Source organism: Klebsiella sp. Shm-1, from assembly GCF_040804525.1.
Taxonomy (GTDB): Bacteria; Pseudomonadota; Gammaproteobacteria; order Enterobacterales; family Enterobacteriaceae; genus Klebsiella; species Klebsiella pneumoniae.
In genome coordinates this window covers 2,353,616-2,373,617 of record NZ_CP161823.1, presented here as the reverse complement: position 1 = coordinate 2,373,617, position 20,002 = coordinate 2,353,616, and the positions used below count along the sequence as shown (strand labels likewise).

Genomic DNA, 20,002 nt, shown 5'->3' with positions numbered 1-20,002 from the left:
CCATGACGCTGAGTCAGGATATTCTGGCCGAACTGGCGGAGATTGCCCCCGGTTCCCCGCTCGATCAGGCGCGCGCCGTCCGCGATGCCGCCACCCGTCACGCCCAGGGAAGTTATGAAGTGCTGTTCCGCCAGCAGGACGCTGACTTTCCTCTTGATGAACGCTTCGCGGTGGCCGCGAAGGTGGCGAAACTGCACCAGGCGGACGCGCTGGCGGCGCACTATGCCGGTTTCGGCCTCGCCGATCCGACCACCGATCGTCTGGTCCCGGCGCTGGCCTTTGCCCGCCTGCTCACCTTCACCCCCGTTGAAGCCACTCCCGGCGCGCTGCACACCTTAACCAGCGCGGGCTGGAGCCTGCGGGGCATCGTCACCCTGGCGCAGCTGGTAGCCTTTGTCAGCTTCCAGAGCCGACTGCTGCTGGGCCTGCGGGCGCTCAACCATAAGCCCATCGTCAGCGCAGATACGCCGCTGGTCGCCGGATACTGGCATACCACCCCGTACGCGCAGAGCGGCAAAGCGGCCCCGGTTCGCTTCACCCGCGACGAGCTGCACTGGGAACCCTGGCTGGCCGATAAACCGCTGGCGGAATTCAACGCTGAAGAACAGGCGATTCTGGCCAAATATGGCCATAGCGACTCCCCCTACTTTCGCCTGCTGGCGCGCAACCAGCCGGTGCTGGAGCAGCGGACCCTGACCGATAGGGGCATTTTCTATACCGCGGGAGGATTGCCGCGCGCCGAACGCGAGCTGGCCGCCACGGTCGCCAGTAAAATCAACGGCTGTATCTACTGCGCCTCGGTGCATGCCCGCAAAGCGGCGCAGCTGGCGAAGGACGAGACCGCCGTCGACACGCTGCTGGCGGTGACGCCGGGAGAGGATCTGCGCGACGGGCAATCGCCGCGCTGGCAGGCGGAAATCGACGCCGCCGCCGCGCTATCGGTGACGCCACCCGCGTTAAACGCCGATCATCTGGCGGCGCTTGATGAGCAGGGCTTAGATACTCTGGCCCAGCTGGATCTGCTGCAGTCCGCGGCCTTTTTCGCCTGGGCCAACCGCCTGATGCTTACCCTGGGCGAACCCTGGCGTGAGTAGGCGTCGTTAGTAAGCTTGTCGCCGCTGATGGCAGCCATAGATGAGCAAGGCGCTCATCGCCAGAAACGACAGCGCGGCGGCGGGGAGCGCCACGCTGTTCCAGCCAAAGCCCTGGGCGATCATCATTCCGCCGCAGAAGGCGCCGATGGCGCTGCCGAGGTTAAAGGCGATCTGTCCCCCGGCCGCCCCCAGCATCTCGCCGCCTTTGGCGTTCTGCAGCAGCAGGATCTGCAGCGGCGCCGACAGAGCAAACAGCCCGGCGCAGCAGAGAAATGCCAGCGCCAGCGAAGCGACTTTCTGTTCACCGAAGGCAAAGATCAGCAGCAGCGTCACGGCTATGACCCCGTCGGTCATCGCCGCAATGCGCAGCGGGCTGTAGCGCCCGGAAATTTTGCCGCTGAACAGATTGCCGACCACCATTCCCAGCCCCGCCAGCATCATAATCAGCATCATCTTGCTTTCAGCAAAGCCGGAGACGTTGAGCATAAAGGGCTTGATATAGCTGAACCAGGCAAACACGCCGGCGTTACCGAACATGGTGGCGGCGAAAATCAGCCACGGCGCCGGGGAGGCCAGAAAACGGAACTGCTCGCGCAGCCGCGTGCTGGCCCGGTCATAAAGCGTGGGCACCCAGCAGAAGATCGCCAGAAATACCGCCACGTTAAATACCGCGATAAGCGCAAAGGTATAGCGCCAGCTGAAGTGATGCCCAAGCCAGGTGCCACCCGGGACGCCCACCAGGTTAGCGATCGTCATGCCGCCAATCATCCCCGCCACCGCGGCGGTCACCTTCCCCGGCGGCGCGATTTTCGACAGGATAATCGCGCCGACGCCAAAAAACGCCCCGTGGGGAAACCCGGAAACCAGCCGGCCAAGCGCCAGCATGGCGTAGCTACTGGAGAAGGTAAACAGGGTATTGCCGAGAATACACAGGCCAGCCAGGAACAGCATCACCGATTTCAGGGAAAACCGGCTGGAGAGCAGCGCCATGATCGGCGCGCCGATCACCACGCCGAAGGCATACCAGGCAATCATATTGCCGGCGGCGGGAATGGATATTACGACATCGTGCGCCATATCCGGCAGCACGCCCATAATGCCAAACTCCGCCATGCCAAGTCCAAAGGTGCCCAGCGCCAGTGAAAAGATTGTTTTTTTCATACATCTTATAGGGGTATTGAGAGCCGGCCGGCATTATTTACCATCCCGCCCCGACACACCAGCTAAAAACGCCCGACGGCAGTTTCCTCCATACAACAGCCTGATTCGTTCATGTTCCCCAGCCGCGTGGCATACCGGCGGCGTGCTTTCGCAGTAACAATCCCCTATCAAAATCAGTGAGCTCAAAGAGATAAACACCTCATTGATCTCAAGTTAACTTGAGGTTGTAAAGTCAAAACATCGTTCACCTTGGGAGAATTATCCATGCAAAGTGTTGATGTCGGTTTTACTCATGTCGCCTTTACCGTCCGCTGTCTGGCCAGCAGCATCGATTTTTATACCCGCTATACCGCGATGACCGTCATTCACCAGCGCGAGCCCGACCTCCCCTCGGCGCGGAAAGTGGCATGGCTCAGCGACCGCACCCGGCCTTTCGCCCTGGTGCTGGTGCAAAGTGACGATCCGGCCGATACGCCGCTGGGACCGTTCGGCCATCTCGGCGTCGCCTGCGCCACCCAGGCCGAGATCGATGAGAAAGTGGCCCTCGCACGGCGGGAAGGTGTTTTACGCCGGGAGCCGGAGCAGCTGGGCGATCCGGTGGGCTATTTCGCTTTCTTTGCCGACCCGGACGGTAACACCCTGGAGCTGTCGTGGGGGCAGCGGGTGGGACTGGAAGTCATCCTGGCGGGAAAACCCGGCGAATAATTTTCCACCGCCTCGCCGGGGGAGGATTACACTTCAAAGGGATACCTCGGCAACACGGAGCATGGCGATGGGCAACAAGAAAAGCGGTAATCCGGTCGACACGGCGGCAAAAATCGCGCCGCTCGACAACAAAGCGTACGAGAAAGCGCTGCGCAAACTCCACGTTGAGCTGGTGAAACTGCAGCGCTGGGTGGTACACAAAGGACTGAAAGTGTGCATTGTCTTTGAAGGCCGGGACGGCGCCGGGAAAGGCGGCACCATTAAGGCCATCACCGAGCGCGTCAGCCCGCGTATCTTCCGGGTCGTCGCCTTACCCTCGCCCACCGAGCGCGAAAAAAGCCAGCTTTACTTTCAGCGCTATATCAAGCATCTCCCGGCGGCCGGCGAAATCGTGATTTTCGATCGCAGCTGGTATAACCGCGCCGGCGTCGAACGGGTGATGGGCTTTTGTACGCCGGAGGAGGTGCAGAAGTTCCTCGACGGCGCGCCGATGGTGGAGCGCGGCATGGTCGAATCGGGCATTATTCTGCTCAAGTACTGGCTGGAGGTCTCTCCGCAGGAGCAGGAGCGCCGTCTGCGGGATCGCATCGACGACGGGCGTAAAATCTGGAAGCTCTCGCCGATGGACATTAAGTCTTTCAACCGCTGGGATGAATATACCGCTGCCCGCGACGCCATGTTCGCCGCCACCGATACCGCCTGGGCGCCGTGGTTCGTCGCCCGCTCCAAGGATAAATATAGAATTTGACAGCTTTTTACTTTGTACGCCAATGAGCAGTAACTTAAATAATAAAAGGATCCCGCCACAGGATTTCGTCTGCAATCTGAGTCATGCGCGCCAGGGCGTTATCGATTCAATCGATACACTTATCACGAACTGCTGACTGCCGGGAACCCGCTCCGACATCTCCGGAGCGGGTTTCGCGCCGTGAAGGCTTACTTCATCCCTTCACGACTCTCTTTCATCGCCTCCAGGCGTTCGACATCGCGATACCAGCGCGGGTGGTGTTTCTTCGCCCAGCGGCGGCTCACCTTGCCTTCAATCATTCCCTTAATCGACCCCTTCACCCAGAACGCCATATACATATGGATAAGGATGGCGTGGATCAGAATGATGGCCGACGTCGCATGAATCAGCAGGCTATAGCGAATCACCTGCATCGGGAAATATTCCGCAAAATATGGGCGCCAGATAATCACCCCGGTCACCAGCAGCACAAATATCATGCTCATGATGGTCCAGAACATCATCTTCTGCCCGGCGTTATACTTACCGACGCGCGCCACCTTATGCTCGTTGCCTTTCAGCACCTCGACGATGCCTTTCAGCCACGGAATATCCTGTTTATCAGGGATGTTGTGGTGGACAAAGCGCACGAACATAAACATCAGCGCGACAAAAATCAGCACCCCAAAGAACGGGTGCAGAATACGCCCCATCTGCGGCGTGCCGAAGGTTTCCGTTAGCCACTGTAGCGTCGGAAAGAAGAACGATATTCCCGACAGCGCCACTAGGAAGAAACAGATAACCACCGTCCAGTGACAGGCGCGATCGATAAACGTTGTGCGCACAATCATCTTCGATTTACTCATCATGCTTCTCCTCGTCGTCGTCAACTTCCTTGTTCGGCCCGATACCGATGTAGTGGTAAATCAGCCCGGCGAAGGTGGCGATAAAGCCCGCTGCCGCCAGCAGCCCGGCTCTGCGCAGTGCATACAGCCATCCTTGCAGCGTTTAATAATGTCTTGGGTTTCCATCGCCATTGAATCGCTCCTTACGCTTTCTCGATGTTGACCAGGAACGCCTTGTATTCCGGCGTTTGCGAGTTGGAATCGCCAACGTTAGGCGTCAGGGTGTTGGCGATGTAGCCTTTGCGGGCCACGCCTTCAAAACCCCAGTGCAGCGGGATCCCGACGGTCTCCACCTGCTGGCCGTTGACGTTCAGCGTGCGCAGTCGGCGAGTCACCACGGCAACCGCGCGAATGAAGCCGCGCTTGCTGCTGACTTTCACCCAATCGCCGTTAGCGATACCTTTGCTTTTCGCCAGCCCTTCGCTGATTTCGACAAACTGTTCCGGCTGCGCGATGGAATTGAGCAACGCATGCTTGGTCCAGGTGTGGAAATGCTCGGTCAGACGATAGGTGGTCCCGACATACGGGAATTTATCCTTCTTACCTAAGCGAATGGCGTCCTCTTCATACAACCGCACCACCGGGCTGGAGACCACCTTCGGGTGCAGCGGGTTAGTGCCAAGCGGGGTTTCCATCGGCTCGTAGTGCTCCGGGAACGGCCCTTCCGCCAGTTTATCGAGCGCAAACAGGCGACCCAGCCCCTCCTGCTGCATGATAAACGGCCCGGTTTTGCTCCCTGGCGGCGCGGTATTGAAGTCCGGAATATCATTCCCGACCCACTTGCTGCCGTTCCACTGGATCAGCATCCGCTTCGCATCCCAGGGCTTGCCGTTGATATCGGCCGAAGCGCGGTTGTACAGCACCCGACGATTGAGCGGCCATGCCCAGGCCCATCCCAGCGTATTGCCCAGGCCCGAAGGATCGGCGTTATCACGATTCGCCATCTGGTTACCCTGCTCGGTCCAGCTGCCGGTATAGATCCAGCAAGACGACGCGGTGCTGCCGTCATCGCGCAGCAGCGCGAAGCTATTGAGCAGTTGGCCTTTTTTCGCCAGCAAAGTGCCATTTTGATCGTAGAGATCCGCCAGCGCGTAGCCGTTGTTCTCTTTTGCCACCTCTTCCGATTCCGGATGGTCCGGCTGCTTGTAGCGCCAGCTCATCTTCAGCAGGGGTTCCGCGCCCTTCCCGCCTTCGGTGCGGTACAGTTCGCGCAGGCGATGGTAAATCCCGGCAAGGATTTCGCCATCATTGCGCGCTTCACCTGGGGCATCCTGACCTTTCCAGTGCCACTGCAGCCAGCGGCCGGAGTTGGCGATCGAACCGTCCTCTTCGGCAAAGCAGGTCGACGGCAGACGGAAGACTTCGGTCTGAATCGCCGACGGGTCGACATCATTAGACTCGCCGTGGTTCTGCCAGAAGGTCGAGGTTTCGGTCACCAGCGGGTCGATAACCACCATATATTTCAGCTTGCTGAGGCTGCGAACCACTTTGTTTTTATCCGGGAAGGAGGCAACCGGGTTAAAGCCCTGGCAGATATAGCCGGTGACGTTGCCGTTATCCATCATGTTGAAGTATTTGATAACGTCGTAAGCCTGGTCCCACTTCGGTAACCACTCAAAGCCCCAGTCGTTCTCTTTTTGCGCCGCCTCGCCGTAGAAGGATTTCATCAGGCTAACGAAGAATTTCGGGTAGTTGCTCCAGTAGTTCACCTGCTCGGGCAAGGTCGCCTTCGGCGTGTTGGCGCTGAGGTAGCTATGCAGATCGGTCTGTTTGTCCGATGGCAGCGTCAAATAGCCCGGCAGACTGGTCGACAGCAGGCCCAAATCGGTCAGCCCCTGAATATTAGAGTGGCCGCGCAGGGCGTTGACGCCGCCGCCGGCCATCCCCATATTGCCGAGCAGCAGCTGGATCATCGCCATGGTACGGATGTTCTGCGCGCCGACGGTGTGCTGCGTCCAGCCCAGGGCATACAGAAAGGTGGTGGTGCGGTCCGCGGCGCTGGTTGAGGCCAGCACGTCGCACACTTTAAGGAAGTCCGCTTTCGGCGTACCGCAGATGTTTTCGACCACCTCGGGCGTGTAACGGGAAACGTGCTGCTTCAGCAGATTCCACACGCAGCGCGGGTGGGTGAGCGTTTCATCGCGTTTGGCGTAGCCGTTTTCATCGAACTGGTAGTTCCAGGACGATTTATCGTACTGGCGTTTTTCCGCATCGTAGCCGCTGAACAGCCCCTCTTCGAAGGCAAAATCATCCCGCACCAGCAGGCTGGCATTGGTGTAATGCTTAACGTACTCGGCATTGATCTTATTGTTTTCGATCAGGTACAGCAGCACGCCCGACAGGAAGGTAATGTCGGTACCGGAACGAATCGGCGCATAGATATCGGCCACCGACGCGGTGCGCGTAAAGCGCGGGTCGACGACGATCAGCGTGGCGTCGTTATTGTTTTTCGCCTCCATCGCCCAGCGGAAACCCACCGGATGGGCTTCGGCAGCGTTACCGCCCATCACCACCACGACGTTGGCGTTTTTGATATCCACCCAGTGGTTGGTCATCGCACCGCGACCAAATGTTGGAGCAAGACTTGCTACCGTTGGTCCGTGTCAGACGCGCGCCTGGTTGTCTACCGCCAGCATACCCAGCGATCGCACAAATTTTTGCGTTAGCATGCCGGTCTCATTGCTTGCCGCCGAGGCGCACAGCATGCCGGTGGAAAGCCAGCGGTTAACCGTCACGCCCTGTTCGTTCTTTTCAATAAAGTTGGCGTCGCGGTCGGCTTTCATCAGTCGGGCGATGCGGTTAAAGGCTTCATCCCACGAGATGCGCTGCCATTTATCCGAGCCCGGGGCGCGGTATTGCGGATAACGCAGACGGTTTTCGCTGTGGACATAGTCCAGCAGGCCTGCCCCTTTCGGGCACAGCGCGCCGCGGCTCACCGGATGGTCCGGGTCCCCTTCGATATGGTAGATCGCTTCTTTGACGTTTTTCGCACCGTCGCCGAGGCTATACATTAATAGCCCGCAGCCCACGGAGCAGTAAGTGCAGGTGTTGCGGATCTCTTTCGCACGCAGCAATTTGAAATTGCGTGCCTGAGCCAGCGCCATTTTAGGGGCAAAGCCCAGGGCGGCGGCGGTGGTTCCGGCCATACCGCCTGCGCAGATCTTAAAGAACTTTCTGCGGCTGACGTCCATTGCATTCCTCCATGCAGGATGTTGATTCATCGCGCGGAGGAAACTAACAGCAAAATCCCGGGAAAATTTGCGTCAAATCAAGGAGGAAAACCTTCGCCCCCTTAATCGCCAGCCCTGGCCATTTTCGCTAATCCCTAAGGGTTAGCAACGGCGGAAAATTTCGCCCCTCACCGATAAAAAGATGATATATATGCCGGCTGCATTTGCGTAACCATCAGGAAAAGCATGGAGAAAAAGAGAGCCACGACGATCGGCTTCGCCGCCATTATCTTATGGAGCACGATTGTCGGATTGATTCGCGGCGTCAGCGAAGGACTGGGAGCGGTCGGCGGCGCGGCGATGATTTACAGCCTTAGCGGCCTGCTGCTGATCTTTACCGTCGGCTTTCCCAACCTGCGCCAGATCCCGCGTCGCTATCTGCTGGCCGGCAGCGTGCTGTTTGTCAGCTATGAAATCTGCCTCGCGCTGTCGCTGGGCTATGCCGCCAGCCGCCAGCAGGCCATTGAGGTGGGAATGGTCAATTACTTGTGGCCCAGCCTGACGATTTTATTCGCCATTCTCTTTAATGGCCAGAAAAGCAGCTGGCTGGTGATCCCCGGCCTGATTCTCGCCCTGCTGGGCGTTGGCTGGGTGTTGGGCGGTGAGCATGGGCTACAGACCGATGAGATTATCAGTAACGTCATTTCCAGCCCGCTTAGCTATCTGCTGGCCTTTGTCGGGGCGTTTATCTGGGCCGCCTACTGCACGGTGACGGCCAAATATGCCCGCGGTAAAAACGCCATTACGCTGTTCGTCCTGTTAACCGCCCTGACGCTATGGCTGAAATTTCTCGCCAGCGACCAGCCGCCGATGCTGTTTAGCTGGCCGGTGGTCATTAAGCTGATGACGGTCTCCGTGGCGCTGGGGCTGGCCTACGCGGCGTGGAACGTTGGCATCCTGCACGGCAACGTCAGCCTGCTGGCGGCGGCCTCCTACTTCACGCCGGTGCTCTCCTCTGCGCTGGCGGCGATCCTGCTGAGTGCGACCCTGTCGTGGTCCTTCTGGCAGGGGGCCGGGATGGTATGTCTCGGCTCCCTGCTCTGCTGGTACGCCACCCGCCGTTAGCCGAGATCGCCTCCGGCTACCGGCAGCGTCACGCCGGTGATATAGCTGGCCTCATCGCTGGCGAGAAACAGGATCGCATTCGCCTGTTCCGCCAGCGTGCCGTACCGGTGCAGCAGACTGCTCGCCACCGTCTGATCGACGACCTGCTGATACCACGCCTTTTCCTGCTCGCTCGGCTGCTCTTCGTTACGCGGCGTCAGGCGCGGCGGCGCCTCGGTCCCGCCCGGGGCCACGGCGTTAATCCGAATACCGCTGCCGCTGTACTCCATGGCAATCGACCGGGTCAGCGCGTTAACGCCGCCTTTCGCCGCCGAGTACGGCACCCGATTCACTCCCGCCGTCGCCACCGACGAAATGTTGACGATGCTGCCTTTGCCCTGCTTCAGCATCCATGGCAGCGCCGCGCGGCAGCCCCATAGCGTGGGGAACAGCGAGCGACGGATCTCTTTCTCAATCTGCTCCGGCTGGTATTCGGCAAAGGGGCGCGCCCAGATGGTGCCCCCAACGTTGTTGATCAGCACGTCGATACGGCCAAAATGAGCGACCCCGGCGGCAAACGCCTGCTCGGTACTTTCCCACGCTTCCAGATCCGCCTCCAGCGCCAGCACCAGACAGCCGGATTGCGCCAGCGTCGCCGCCAGCTCATGGACGTATGACGAGCGATCGATGAGCAGCAGAGCCGCGCCTTCTGCAGCCGCCTGCTCCGCCGTCTGGCGGCCAATGCCCTGCGCCGCGCCGGTGATGACGACGACTTTATCGGTAAAACGCATTTTGCCTCCTTATGCCGCCGCGCTCTGGCTGGCGATAAATTTCTCATACCAGAACCCCGCCGGGGTGATCCCGCGGTCGCGCAACGCCGTGGCAACCGCGTTAACCATCGGCGGCGGGCCGCAGAGATAGATGTCCACGTCGCCGTTGTTCAGCATCGCGTCGTCGAGATAGTCGGTGACAAAGCCGCGCTGCGGGCAAGTGCTGTTTTCATCGGCCACCACCGGTAGCCAACGATACCCCGTCAACTGTTGAGTAAAGGTATCCAGCGCGTCGGTTTTCACCAGATCGCAGTCACGAGTAACACCGTACAGCAGCATCACCGGACGCTGTCTGCCCTGTGTCTGCAGGGTATGGAGCATGGAGAGCAGCGGCGCCAGGCCGGTACCGCCCGCCAGCATCAGCAGCGGACGTTCGCCGTGGCGCAGATAGAAGCTGCCCATCGGGCCGCTGAGGGTAAGACGATCGCCGGGCCGCGCCCGCTGGGTTAACCACTGGCTCATCATCCCGCCAGGCACGTTACGGATCAGAAAACGCCCTTCGAGAGAACCCGGCAGCGAGCTGAATGAGTAGGCGCGGACATGAAGCGTGCCCGGCACCTGAATGTTGACGTACTGCCCCGGCAGGAAGGCCAGCGGCTCATCGAGGGCGACCACCAGTTCGATGGCGGTATCGGACAGTAAATTCACCTGCCGCACCTGCGCCCCGGTGTTGGTCAGCGCGGTTTTACACTGTGCGGCGGCCACCGGCACATCGATCACGCAGTCGCTGGTCGGGACCATCTGACAGGTCAGCACCTGACGGGCCTGCGCTTCGTCGTCGCTTAACGCCTCGTCGAGATAATCTTCGCCCAGGTCGTACTCACCGCTGGCGCAGTGGCATTTGCAGGTACCGCAAACGCCGTCCGAGCAATCCATCGGCAGATTCACCCTCTGGCGATAGGCGGCATCCAGGACTTTCTCTCCGGCATGGCATTGAATAAAGCGGGTAATGCCGTCCTCAAAATTAAGAGCAATATTGAAGGTCATAAGCGCCTCTTAAATGTGGTAAACGTCAATCACCTGACGGATATAGTCGTTATTCAGGCGCACAGTTTTACGGATGATTTGCGGTCTGCCGTCCTGTTCGATTAGCGTGCAGCAGGTAGAGCCAAAATAGGCATCCGTGTGCTGATAGCGATGGCTCCAGGTGACCCAGCTGTAACGCACCTCCAGACCCTCGTCGCTTTCGCCCAGCAGCTCAACGTTGCTGATGATATGGGTGGTCCGCGGCTCTGGCGTGCTGGCCCCGGAGCGCTCGGTTTTAATGCGGTAGACGCGATCCTCCAGCCCTTCGCGGTTGGGGTAGTAGATAAGCGAAATCTCTTTTTGCGGGTCGCGGGTCAGCTGGTCATCGTCGCCCCACGCCGGCATCCAGTAGACCACCTGCGGGCTGTAGCAGCTGAGCCATTCGTCCCACTGACGATCGTCCAGCAGACGGGCTTCGTAGTAGAGAAACTGGCGAACCTGTTCGAGGTTAAGCATCAGGCCACCTCCACGCGCTGGGTAATGGACTGGTCGTAACGCTGTTGTTCCTGTTCAATGGCCGCCAGCATCAGCGTCTGCCAGTGGTGGTGATGGGCGATGTACAGCGCTTCGTCCTCCGATTTTACCCCGCTTAACCGCGGCGAAAAGCCGGCATGTTGCGCATGCTCATCCGCGCCATCGACCCAGCGCAGCGCGCCACGGCTGAGGTCGCTCCATGGCAGATTTTCGCCGAGATAGCCGCGCTGACAGGCGCTGAACTCTTCGAGGTCGTCCGGCGTCCCCATCCCACTGACGTTAAAGAAATCCTCGTACTGGCGGATACGCAGCGCTCTGGCCTGGTCGGATTCCCCTTTCGGCGCAAAGCACCAGATGGTGACTTCGGTTTTATCCACCGCAATGGGGCGGATCACGCGGATTTGCGTCGAGAACTGATCCATCAGGTAGACATTGGGGTACAGGCACAGGTTGCGGGTTTCGTTGACCATCTGGTCGGCACGGCGTTCGCCAAATTCCGCCTGCAGCCGTTCGCGGTGGGCATAGACCGGGCGCACTTCCGGGTTGAGCGCCCGGGTCCACAACAGCATATGGCCGTTATCAAATCCATAGCCGCCGCCGAGGCTTTTTGACCAACCGTTGGCATCCACCGTGTGCGTCCCTTCCGCTTCATAGTTGCGGCGTGACATGGTTGAGGCGTAGTTCCAGTGCACCACGCTGACGTGATAGCCATCGGCGCCGTTTTCCGCGCCCAGTTTCCAGTTGCCCTCATATACATAGCTCGACGAACCCTTGAGTACCTCGAGCCCCTCCGGCGCCTGGTCGACGATCAGGTCGATAATCTTGCAGGTTTCCCCGAGATAGGCCTCCAGCGGCTGCACGTCGGCCTTGAGGCTACCGAATAAGAAACCGCGGTAAGACTGAAAACGCGGCAATTTTTGCAGATCGTGAGACCCTTCATGTTTGAAGGTTTCAGGATAGGCGCCGGTGCTCTCATCTTTGGCCTTTAATAATTTGCCGTTATTGCTGAAGGTCCAGCCGTGAAACGGACAGGTAAACGAATTTTTATTTCCGGTTTTGCGTCGACATAACATGGCGCCGCGGTGAGCGCAGCTGTTAATTAGCGCGTGCAGCTCATTCTTTTTATCGCGAGTAATAATAACCGGCTGCCGTCCCAGCGTCAGGGTATAATAATCTCCCGGCTCGGCAATCTGGCTTTCATGGGCAAGAAAAACCCAATTTCCTTCGAAGATATGTTTCATTTCAAAATCAAATAACTGCTGGTCGGTAAATATAGAGCGGTGGCAACGGTAAATATGATTTTCACGGTCGACAACTAAGGCATTATTGATTTTGTCTTTGAGCGTCGAGAGCGTTTTTTGCATGAGTCGGTCCCTCCTGCAGGATTCAGGATGAAAGAAACAGGGTGAATTCTTCGTTTTCGAGTGCAATATCTGGCCCGGGCAGTAGCGTGCCCGGGGCCGATAATGCCGCTTACTCTTTGGCGCGCACGCGGATCCCGCGCTGCTCTTCGTCGGCGCTCAGCGCTTTACACAGGGTGAAATCAAAACAAACCTCGGTGTGCTCTCCCTCAAGATTGCGCTGCGCGATGATCTCGCGGTCGGTCACTTTTACCGGATCGGCAATCAGGCCGTCGCGGGTGGCAAAGGCAAAATCGTCCCACAGGTATTTATCGCCATTGAGGTTAATCTGGCTGGTCAGATGTTTATGACCCGGCGCGGAGACGAAAAAGTGAATGTGCGCCGGACGGTTGCCGTGGCGACCCAGTCTGTCCAGCAGTTTCTGGGTTGGGCCATCCGGCGGGCAGCCGTAGCCGGAGGGCATGATGCTGCGCACGCTGTAGCGGCCATCGGCGCCGGTGCGGATCCGCCGGCGCAGGTTGTACTCACTCTGGCCTGGGTCGAAGAAGGAATAATTTCCGAGGGTGTTGGCGTGCCAGATATCAACAATAGCGTTGGCCACTGGCCGACCTTCGGTGTCTTTGACTTCACCGTGCAGCCACATCACTTCTCCGGCGTCGGCGCCGTCATCCATGCGGGCGTGACCCTCGGCCAGCGGCGCATTAGCCACGTACAGCGGCCCTTCGATGGTGCGCGGGGTGCCGGTTTCCCGATGCGCTGCCGCGTCGATGGCGTCCTGGCGCAGATCGAGGAAATGCTCCAGTCCCAGACCCGCCGCCAGCAGCGCCGCCTCCTGGCGCCCGCCCAGCTCGTGCAAATAGTTTACCGCGTGCCAGAACTCTTCTTCCGTAACGTTATAGTCGTCGATGAGCGTGCAGATATTTTCCAGCAGACGATGAATAATCGCCTTAAAACGTTCATCGCCGCCGGCAACATCTAATCCGGCACTGTCGCGTAATAATTTTTGAATAGCTGGTTGTTGTACGAATACATTACTCATACTGGTTCTCTCTTATATTTTGCAGGGTATACGCCGGTAATACCGGCGTGAGGTCAGATATTATTATTAGCGATCGTCATCGCGAATTGATGACGGATGACGACAGAGGGCTTCCACTTTTATCGCCATAAAGGGATATAGCGGCAATCCCATTAATATTTGATGCAATTCTTCGGCATCTTGAACATCGAAAATACTGACGTTGGCATAAAGGCCGGCAACGCGCCAGATATGCCGCCATTTGCCTTCCCGCTGTAATTGTTGCGAATAGGCTTTTTCGCGTTTTTTTATTTCCTCCGCCTCGTTGGCGGGAAAGCCAGGCGGAATATTGACGGTCATCTCCACTTTAAATAACATTTTTTTCTCCTGTTCCCCGCTACGGCTGGCGGGTATAAAAATGCAGTTTGTCTTCATCCAGCTCGACGCCAAGGCCCGGCGTTTGCGGCAGGGCCACCTGACCGTCGGCAAAGGTGAGCGGCACGCTGACAATATCGTCTTTCAGCAACAGCGGGCCGAACATCTCGGTACCCCACTGCAGCGGCAGCGTCGACCAGGCGTGCAGAGAAGCCACGGTCCCTACGGTGCCTTCCAGCATGGTGCCGCCGTACAGGCCAATCCCTGCCGCCTGCGCGACGCGGGCCAGCGCCAGCACACTGTTCGGCCCCCCGGCTTTGGCGATTTTCAGCGCGTAAGCGCCGGTAAAGCCCTGCTGCGCCAGCTGATAACCATCGTAAGCGGTCGCGACCGCTTCATCCGCGAGGATCGCGGTTTCAATTTGCTGGCTTAACCGCACCAGGGCGGCATTATCGTGGGCGCTGACCGGCTGTTCGATAAGATCGACGCCCATCGCCGCCAGTTCGCGGCAGCCTTTCGCGCCGGTGGCGGCGTCCCAGGCCTGGTTGACGTCGACACGGATGCTGGCGCGGTCGCCTAACGCTTCAACGATGGCGCGGGTATGACGCAGGTCGGTGGCGAGTTCACGCGCGCCGATCTTCAGTTTGAACGCCCGGTGGCGGCCTTCGGCCAACAGTTTTTCTCCTTCAGCGATATCTTTCGCGGTATCGCCGCTGGCTAAGGTCCACAGCACCGGCAACGCCGTTTGCAGCGCGCCGCCGAGCAGGGCTGATACCGGCAGACCTAAGGCTTTGCCCTGGGCGTCGAGCAGCGCGGTTTCGATGGCGGACTTCGCAAAGGTGTTGCCTTTAATGGCGCCGTTCATACGGGCGGTCAGCGCATTCAGGTTATCGGCCGGCTGCCCTTTCAACAGCGGCGTCAGATAATGGGTGATCGCCGACGAGATGGCCTCGGGGCTCTCAACGCCATAGCTCAAGCCGCCGATGGTGGTGGCTTCGCCGATGCCGCAGATGCCGTCGGAACGGGTAAGGCGCACAATCACCAGCGACTGGCAGCCCATGGTGGTCATCGACAATTTATGCGGCCGGATGGTCGGGACATCCACAATCCAGCTCTCGATTTGCTCTACGGTGGCAGTCATTTTCTGTTCCTGATGAGATATATAACTTTTTGTACCCACATCCATAACGGGGGTCTGTGCCATTGACAATAGGGTTCAGCCTGGCGGATGGTCAACGGCGATAATCGAAATGTTGTGCGATTATCGACGCGTTTGTTAAAAGACGGTTATTAATGTGATCGTGGTGGTAAAACCGGCACAATTCAGCGCGCCCCATTTTGCGCAAGGTATAGTGATCTGCCGTGAGCTTTACGCTGCAACGGAGAAGGATGCGATGAGCGACAATATCCCCAATACGCTGAGCGCCAGGCAGGCCGAGCACGACCCTAACTTTATGCTATCTCTGGCCCGCGGGCTGGAGGTCCTTAACGCCTTCACCCCCCAGCGCCAGCGGCTGACCATTTCCCAGCTCAGCCAGAAAACGCAAATCTCGCGCGCGGCGGTACGCCGCTGTTTGTATACCCTCGCCGCGCTGGGCATGGTGCACAGTCCGGATGGCCGTAGCTATGAACTGCTCCCCCGGGTGCTGGCCGTCGGCCACGCCTATCTGGCAGGCACGCCGCTGGCCAAGGTGGCGCAGACGGCGCTGGATAATCTTGGCAAAGCGCTCGGCGAATCCTGTTCGGCGGCGACGCTCGACGGGGATAACGTGCTCTATATTGCACGCGCGGCGGTCAATAATTTACTGAGCATCGATCTGGGGCGCGGCAGCCGCCTGCCGGCGTGGGCCACGTCGATGGGGCGGGTGTTGCTGAGCGCGCTGCCGGAGGAACAGCTGGAAGTGACGTTGTCACGAGCTACGCTTATTCGCTACACTCCGCATACCCTGTGCGATTTGTCCGGTTTACGTGCAGAGATCGCTCGGGTGCGCATGCAGGGCTATGCCCTCGCCGACCGGCAGATCGAGGTAGGCTTGTGCTCGCTGGCGGTACCCGTGCTGTCGCGTCACGGTCAGGTGGTGGCCGCCCTGAATGTCGGGGTACCTGCCGCGACGGTCTGCGCCGCGGCGTTAAAAGAGAAGGCCCTCGCTCCGCTACGGCGCGCGGCGATGGATCTGTCGCTGCAGCTATAGCGCCGACTGCGGTTTCGCCACGGTGGCGAGGCTGCGCCAGATCCCGGCGGCCAGCAGCAGAAGCAATACACCCGCCGTCGCCAGCACCAGGCTATGAGCCTGAATAAAAGCCGTCTTCGCCGCCGCCATCAGCGCCTGCGCCACCCCGGCGGGCAGCGCCTGGGACAGACTCACCGCCTCGCCAATCGATGACGCCGCCTGCTGCGCCATGGCGCCACTCAGGCCAGACGGCAGCGCAATAGAGGCGCTGTAGCTGCGGGTCAGGATCAGGCCGAACAGCGCTATGCCGAGACCGGCGCCCAGCTCATAGGCCATGGTTTCAATCGCCCCCGCGGCCGCCGCTTTCTCCTTCGGCGCTGCCGCCATAATCGCGGAACTGGAGGCCAGCAGCGCGCTGGCCACGCTAAAGCCCAGCAGCGTCATCAGCCCCCAGGCCAGCCACTGCTGGGTACTGAAATCGGTCAACGCCAGGCCGAGAAAGCTGAAGGCGCTGAGCAGCATCCCGCCGGTCGCCACCTCGCGCAGCCCAAGCCGCGACACCAGCAGGCCGGCAATCGGGCCGCTGAAGCCGCTGGCCACCATTACCGGCAGCATAAATATCCCCGCCTCGAACGGCGTTTTCTGGTGCACAAACTGCAGCTCCTGGGCCATCAGCAGCTCAAAACCGACCAGGGTAATCAGGGCCGTCATCGCCATCATCACCCCGCTTAAGATTATGCGATGGGTGAACAGGCGCATATCCACCATCGGGCGGGCCGCCGACAGCTGCTTGCGGATAAACCAGGTTAACATCGCCGCCCCGCCGAGCGCCACCAGCGCGGTGAGCCACAGCGCCAGCTGGCCCTTCAGCGCCGATTTCGCGCTAAACACCAGCATCAGGATCGCGGCAATCAAAACGAGCGCCTGCAGTAGATTGAGCGGCTGTTCGCGGCGCGCGGGCTGGCGCGGCACCACTTTCGCATTAATCGCGATAACCACCAGCACGATCGGCACATTGATCAGGAACACCGACCCCCAGTAGAAATGCTCCAGCAGGATACCGCCCACCAGCGGGCCGAAGGCCGCGCCGCCGGAGCCGACCGCTGCCCACAGCCCCAGCGCCATATTGCGCTGGCTGGCCTCGGCAAAGGTGCTGCGGATCCCGGCCAGCGTCGCCGGGACGATCATCGCCGCCCCCACCGCCAGCAAAGCGCGTGAGGCAATCAGCGTCATGGCCGTCGGCGACAGCGCGGCGCACAGCGAGGCGATGCCAAAAATGGCGCTGCCGAGCAGCAGCAGGCGCTTAAAGCCGATCTTATCGCCAAGGGCGCCCATCGGAAGCACCATCCCGGCCATCACTAATGAGTAGATATCAATGATCCACAACAGCTCATTGCCGCTGCTACCCAGCGCCACGCTGAGGGTCGGCGCGGCCACATGCAACACCGTAGCGTCAATCGCCACCGGAATATAAACCAGCAAAATCGCCATCAGCGTCATCCATTGCCGTGACATAGCTTGTACCTCAATCAATATTGAATATTGGACACACGTCCAGGATGGCGATCCTGCCGGATTGTTGAACACATGTCCAACTATTTGTTACACTCGGCCAAAGCCAGATGACAGCGGGGTTCTATGCACTATTTACAACGTGATGCGCGACGGGAAGGGATTATGCAGGCCGCCATGCGCCTGGCGCTGCGCGGCGGCTTTGCCGCCATGACCGTGCGGCAGATCGCCCGCGAAGCCCAGGTGGCCGCCGGGCAGCTGCACCACCACTTCACCTCCATCGGCGAGCTGAAAGCGCAGGTTTTCATCCGTCTGATCCGCGAGATGCTCGACATGCCGCTGGTGGCTGAGGACGCCAGCTGGCGCGAGCGCTTGTTCTCGATGATCGGCAGCGAGGATGGCCGACTGGAACCCTATATCCGCCTGTGGCGCGAAGGCCAGGTGCTGGCCGACAGCGATCCGGACATCAAAGCGGCCTACCTGCTGACCATGAATATGTGGCATGCCGAGACCGTCGCCATCATCGAGCAGGGCCTCACCAGCGGCGAATTTCGGTCGGCTGAGCCTGCGGCGGATATCGCCTGGCGCTTTATCGCCCTGGTGTGCGGCCTCGACGGGATTTATGCGCTGGACGCGCAGGCCCTGGATGAGGCGGCGTTTAGCCGCTATGTAAATAAGATGATTACGCTGGAGTTGTTTTAGGCATATTTACATTTAGTAACAATTAATTCCGCTACGCTTACCACGTGCTCTCTGTCAGCACGTTTTTTTTATCTACGCTTCATAGATAACGCAAATTAAGCGTTATTCACTATCCCCTTGTATTCAGCTGTTGACCTTATTTATTTACTCCTTTCCGGGCAAGTAGAGGGCAATATGTCGGTGCAGAATGATAAAGATAATCATTACCTTTTGAACAACTGGCGGCCTGAAAACAAGGCGTTCTGGGAAAATAAAGGCCAAGCCATTGCGCGAAGAAATCTATGGATATCAGTGGCCTGCCTGCTGCTTGCTTTCTGCGTATGGATGTTATTCAGCGCCGTAGCGGTGAATCTCAATAAGGTCGGTTTTCATTTCACCACCGACCAGCTTTTTTTATTAACCGCCCTGCCTTCACTTTCCGGCGCGATATTACGGGTCCCCTACTCCTTTATGGTACCCCTTTTTGGCGGGCGCTACTGGACCGTATTAAGTACCGTTATCCTGATCGTGCCTTGTATTTGGTTAGGGGTGGCAATCCAGAATATTACTACTCCGTTCTGGGTATTTATTATTATTGCGCTGCTGTGCGGTTTTGCCGGAGCGAATTTTGCTTCCAGCATGGGAAATATCAGTTTCTTTTTCCCCAAAGCGAAACAGGGCAGCGCGCTGGGAGTCAACGGCGGCCTTGGCAATCTGGGCGTAAGCGTGATGCAGATGGTCGCCCCGGCGGTCATCTTCCTGCCGCTCTTCACCTTTCTCGGCGTCCATGGCGTCACCCAGCCCGATGGTTCGACAATCACCCTGAGTAATGCGGCGCTCGTCTGGGTACCGCTGCTGCTGCTCGCCACCGTCGCGGCATGGTTCGGCATGAACGATATCGCCGGTTCAAAGGCCTCGATTCGCGATCAGCTTCCCGTGCTCAAGCGACCGCATATGTGGCTGTTAAGCCTGCTCTATCTGGCGACGTTTGGCTCGTTCATCGGCTTTTCCGCCGGCTTTGCCATGCTGGCGAAAACCCAGTTTCCCGCGGTCGATATCCTCAAGCTCGCCTTCTTTGGACCGTTCATCGGCGCGCTGGCGCGCTCGTTCGGCGGGATCATCTCCGACCGTCTCGGCGGCGTGCGGGTGACGCTGGTTAACTTCGTCCTGATGGCGCTGTTTACCGGCCTGCTGTTTCTGACCCTGCCAGGCAGCGGCTCCGGCAGCTTTCTCGCTTTCTACGTGGTGTTTATGGGGCTCTTTTTAACCGCCGGTCTGGGAAGCGGCTCCACCTTCCAGATGATCGCCGTCATCTTCCGCCAGCTCACCATCGACAGCGTAAAACAGCGCGGCGGCAGCGATGAAGAAGCGCAGCACGAGGCGGTCACCGATACCGCTGCCGCGCTGGGCTTTATCTCGGCGATCGGCGCCATCGGCGGCTTCTTTATTCCGAAAGCCTTCGGCACCTCGCTGGCGATGACCGGCTCACCGGTTGGCGCGATGAAAGTCTTTTTTGTCTTCTATGTGGTTTGCGTGCTGGTAACCTGGCTGGTCTACGGCCGCCGTAAACCCGCTTAACCATAACGATTTATCTGCCGGATAGCGGCTTACGCCTTATCCGGCCTTACGAGTTCGTTCGCTCATCCGGCCGGGTGGCACGATGCCGGACATCATCGGAGCAGGAGAAA

Annotated in this window: 17 protein-coding genes and 3 pseudogenes; 8 read left to right on the top strand and 12 right to left on the bottom strand. The window is 59.1% G+C overall.

Annotation, left to right across the window (positions count from 1 at the left end):
- Positions 1–2: 2 nt before the first annotated feature.
- Positions 3–1,094, top strand: coding sequence for an alkylhydroperoxidase domain protein (locus AB1E37_RS11595; RefSeq protein WP_015874843.1), 1,092 nt, complete (start codon positions 3–5; stop codon positions 1,092–1,094).
- Positions 1,095–1,100: 6 nt separating this feature from the next.
- Here the strand turns inward: AB1E37_RS11595 and araJ are convergent, their stop codons facing one another.
- The gene (gene araJ, locus AB1E37_RS11590) at positions 1,101–2,255 is read right to left on the bottom strand and encodes an MFS transporter AraJ (RefSeq protein WP_032447612.1); all 1,155 of its coding nucleotides are present in this window, start codon (positions 2,253–2,255) and stop codon (positions 1,101–1,103) included.
- A 264-nt stretch (positions 2,256–2,519) separates the two neighbouring features.
- On the opposite strand from araJ, the gene AB1E37_RS11585 reads away from it, so the two are divergent.
- The 3 genes and pseudogenes from AB1E37_RS11585 to AB1E37_RS11575 form a co-directional block, all read left to right on the top strand.
- On the top strand, positions 2,520–2,960 hold the full coding sequence (locus AB1E37_RS11585; RefSeq protein ID WP_002906451.1) for a VOC family protein: 441 nt from the start codon (positions 2,520–2,522) through the stop codon (positions 2,958–2,960).
- Between the two features lie 67 nt (positions 2,961–3,027).
- Positions 3,028–3,705: pseudogene (ppk2, locus tag AB1E37_RS11580) on the top strand (polyphosphate kinase 2); the annotation flags it as partial.
- A pseudogene (locus AB1E37_RS11575) lies at positions 3,686–3,844 on the top strand (CcdB family protein); the annotation flags it as partial. The pseudogenes ppk2 and AB1E37_RS11575, both read left to right, overlap by 20 nt.
- 52 nt (positions 3,845–3,896) lie before the next feature.
- Here the strand turns inward: AB1E37_RS11575 and fdnI are convergent.
- The 3 genes and pseudogenes from fdnI to fdnG form a co-directional block, all read right to left on the bottom strand.
- On the bottom strand, positions 3,897–4,553 hold the full coding sequence (fdnI, locus tag AB1E37_RS11570; protein ID WP_002906457.1) for a formate dehydrogenase-N subunit gamma: 657 nt from the start codon (positions 4,551–4,553) through the stop codon (positions 3,897–3,899).
- Positions 4,546–4,653 (bottom strand): annotated as a pseudogene (locus tag AB1E37_RS11565) (formate dehydrogenase N subunit beta transmembrane domain-containing protein); the annotation flags it as partial. The gene fdnI and the pseudogene AB1E37_RS11565, both read right to left, overlap by 8 nt.
- Before the next feature lie 82 nt (positions 4,654–4,735).
- On the bottom strand, positions 4,736–7,783 hold the full coding sequence (gene fdnG, locus AB1E37_RS11560) for a formate dehydrogenase-N subunit alpha (protein WP_087833487.1): 3,048 nt from the start codon (positions 7,781–7,783) through the stop codon (positions 4,736–4,738).
- A gap of 225 nt (positions 7,784–8,008) precedes the next feature.
- On the opposite strand from fdnG, the gene yddG reads away from it, so the two are divergent.
- Entirely contained in the window at positions 8,009–8,887 is an 879-nt protein-coding gene (gene yddG, locus AB1E37_RS11555) for an aromatic amino acid DMT transporter YddG (protein ID WP_032447615.1), read from the top strand.
- Here the strand turns inward: yddG and benD are convergent.
- From benD to AB1E37_RS11520, 7 genes are all read right to left on the bottom strand, one after another.
- Entirely contained in the window at positions 8,884–9,657 is a 774-nt protein-coding gene (benD, locus tag AB1E37_RS11550; RefSeq protein WP_004143751.1) for a benzoate diol dehydrogenase BenD, read from the bottom strand. The genes yddG and benD overlap by 4 nt on opposite strands.
- Before the next feature lie 9 nt (positions 9,658–9,666).
- On the bottom strand, positions 9,667–10,683 hold the full coding sequence (benC, locus tag AB1E37_RS11545; RefSeq protein ID WP_032447616.1) for a benzoate 1,2-dioxygenase electron transfer component BenC: 1,017 nt from the start codon (positions 10,681–10,683) through the stop codon (positions 9,667–9,669).
- A gap of 9 nt (positions 10,684–10,692) precedes the next feature.
- Positions 10,693–11,178 carry a benzoate 1,2-dioxygenase small subunit gene (benB, locus tag AB1E37_RS11540; protein WP_004175988.1) on the bottom strand — a complete coding sequence of 162 codons (486 nt, stop codon included), beginning with the start codon at positions 11,176–11,178 and terminating at the stop codon, positions 10,693–10,695.
- On the bottom strand, positions 11,178–12,560 hold the full coding sequence (locus AB1E37_RS11535; RefSeq protein ID WP_032436445.1) for a Rieske 2Fe-2S domain-containing protein: 1,383 nt from the start codon (positions 12,558–12,560) through the stop codon (positions 11,178–11,180). Before AB1E37_RS11535 ends, benB begins: the two co-directional genes overlap by 1 nt.
- A 109-nt stretch (positions 12,561–12,669) precedes the next feature.
- Entirely contained in the window at positions 12,670–13,596 is a 927-nt protein-coding gene (gene catA, locus AB1E37_RS11530; protein ID WP_004175986.1) for a catechol 1,2-dioxygenase, read from the bottom strand.
- A gap of 66 nt (positions 13,597–13,662) precedes the next feature.
- Entirely contained in the window at positions 13,663–13,953 is a 291-nt protein-coding gene (catC, locus tag AB1E37_RS11525; protein ID WP_004180100.1) for a muconolactone Delta-isomerase, read from the bottom strand.
- Between the two features lie 19 nt (positions 13,954–13,972).
- Positions 13,973–15,136 (bottom strand): muconate cycloisomerase family protein, encoded by a 1,164-nt coding sequence (locus AB1E37_RS11520; RefSeq protein WP_072143290.1) that lies wholly within the window; start codon positions 15,134–15,136, stop codon positions 13,973–13,975.
- A 115-nt stretch (positions 15,137–15,251) separates the two neighbouring features.
- Here AB1E37_RS11520 and AB1E37_RS11515 point away from each other — a divergent pair, with 115 nt between their 5' ends.
- Entirely contained in the window at positions 15,252–16,142 is an 891-nt protein-coding gene (locus AB1E37_RS11515) for an IclR family transcriptional regulator C-terminal domain-containing protein (protein ID WP_020806255.1), read from the top strand.
- On the opposite strand, the gene kmrA is transcribed toward AB1E37_RS11515, so the two are convergent.
- The gene (gene kmrA, locus AB1E37_RS11510) at positions 16,137–17,636 is read right to left on the bottom strand and encodes an efflux MFS transporter KmrA (protein WP_004175980.1); all 1,500 of its coding nucleotides are present in this window, start codon (positions 17,634–17,636) and stop codon (positions 16,137–16,139) included. The genes AB1E37_RS11515 and kmrA overlap by 6 nt on opposite strands.
- A gap of 123 nt (positions 17,637–17,759) precedes the next feature.
- Between kmrA and AB1E37_RS11505 the strand changes: the two genes are divergently transcribed.
- Both AB1E37_RS11505 and AB1E37_RS11500 read left to right on the top strand, forming a co-directional pair.
- Complete coding sequence (locus tag AB1E37_RS11505; RefSeq protein ID WP_032447618.1) at positions 17,760–18,335, top strand: TetR family transcriptional regulator; 576 nt, start codon at positions 17,760–17,762, stop codon at positions 18,333–18,335.
- Positions 18,336–18,509: 174 nt separating this feature from the next.
- Positions 18,510–19,892, top strand: coding sequence for a NarK family nitrate/nitrite MFS transporter (locus AB1E37_RS11500; RefSeq protein ID WP_004151231.1), 1,383 nt, complete (start codon positions 18,510–18,512; stop codon positions 19,890–19,892).
- Positions 19,893–20,002 lie beyond the last annotated feature (110 nt).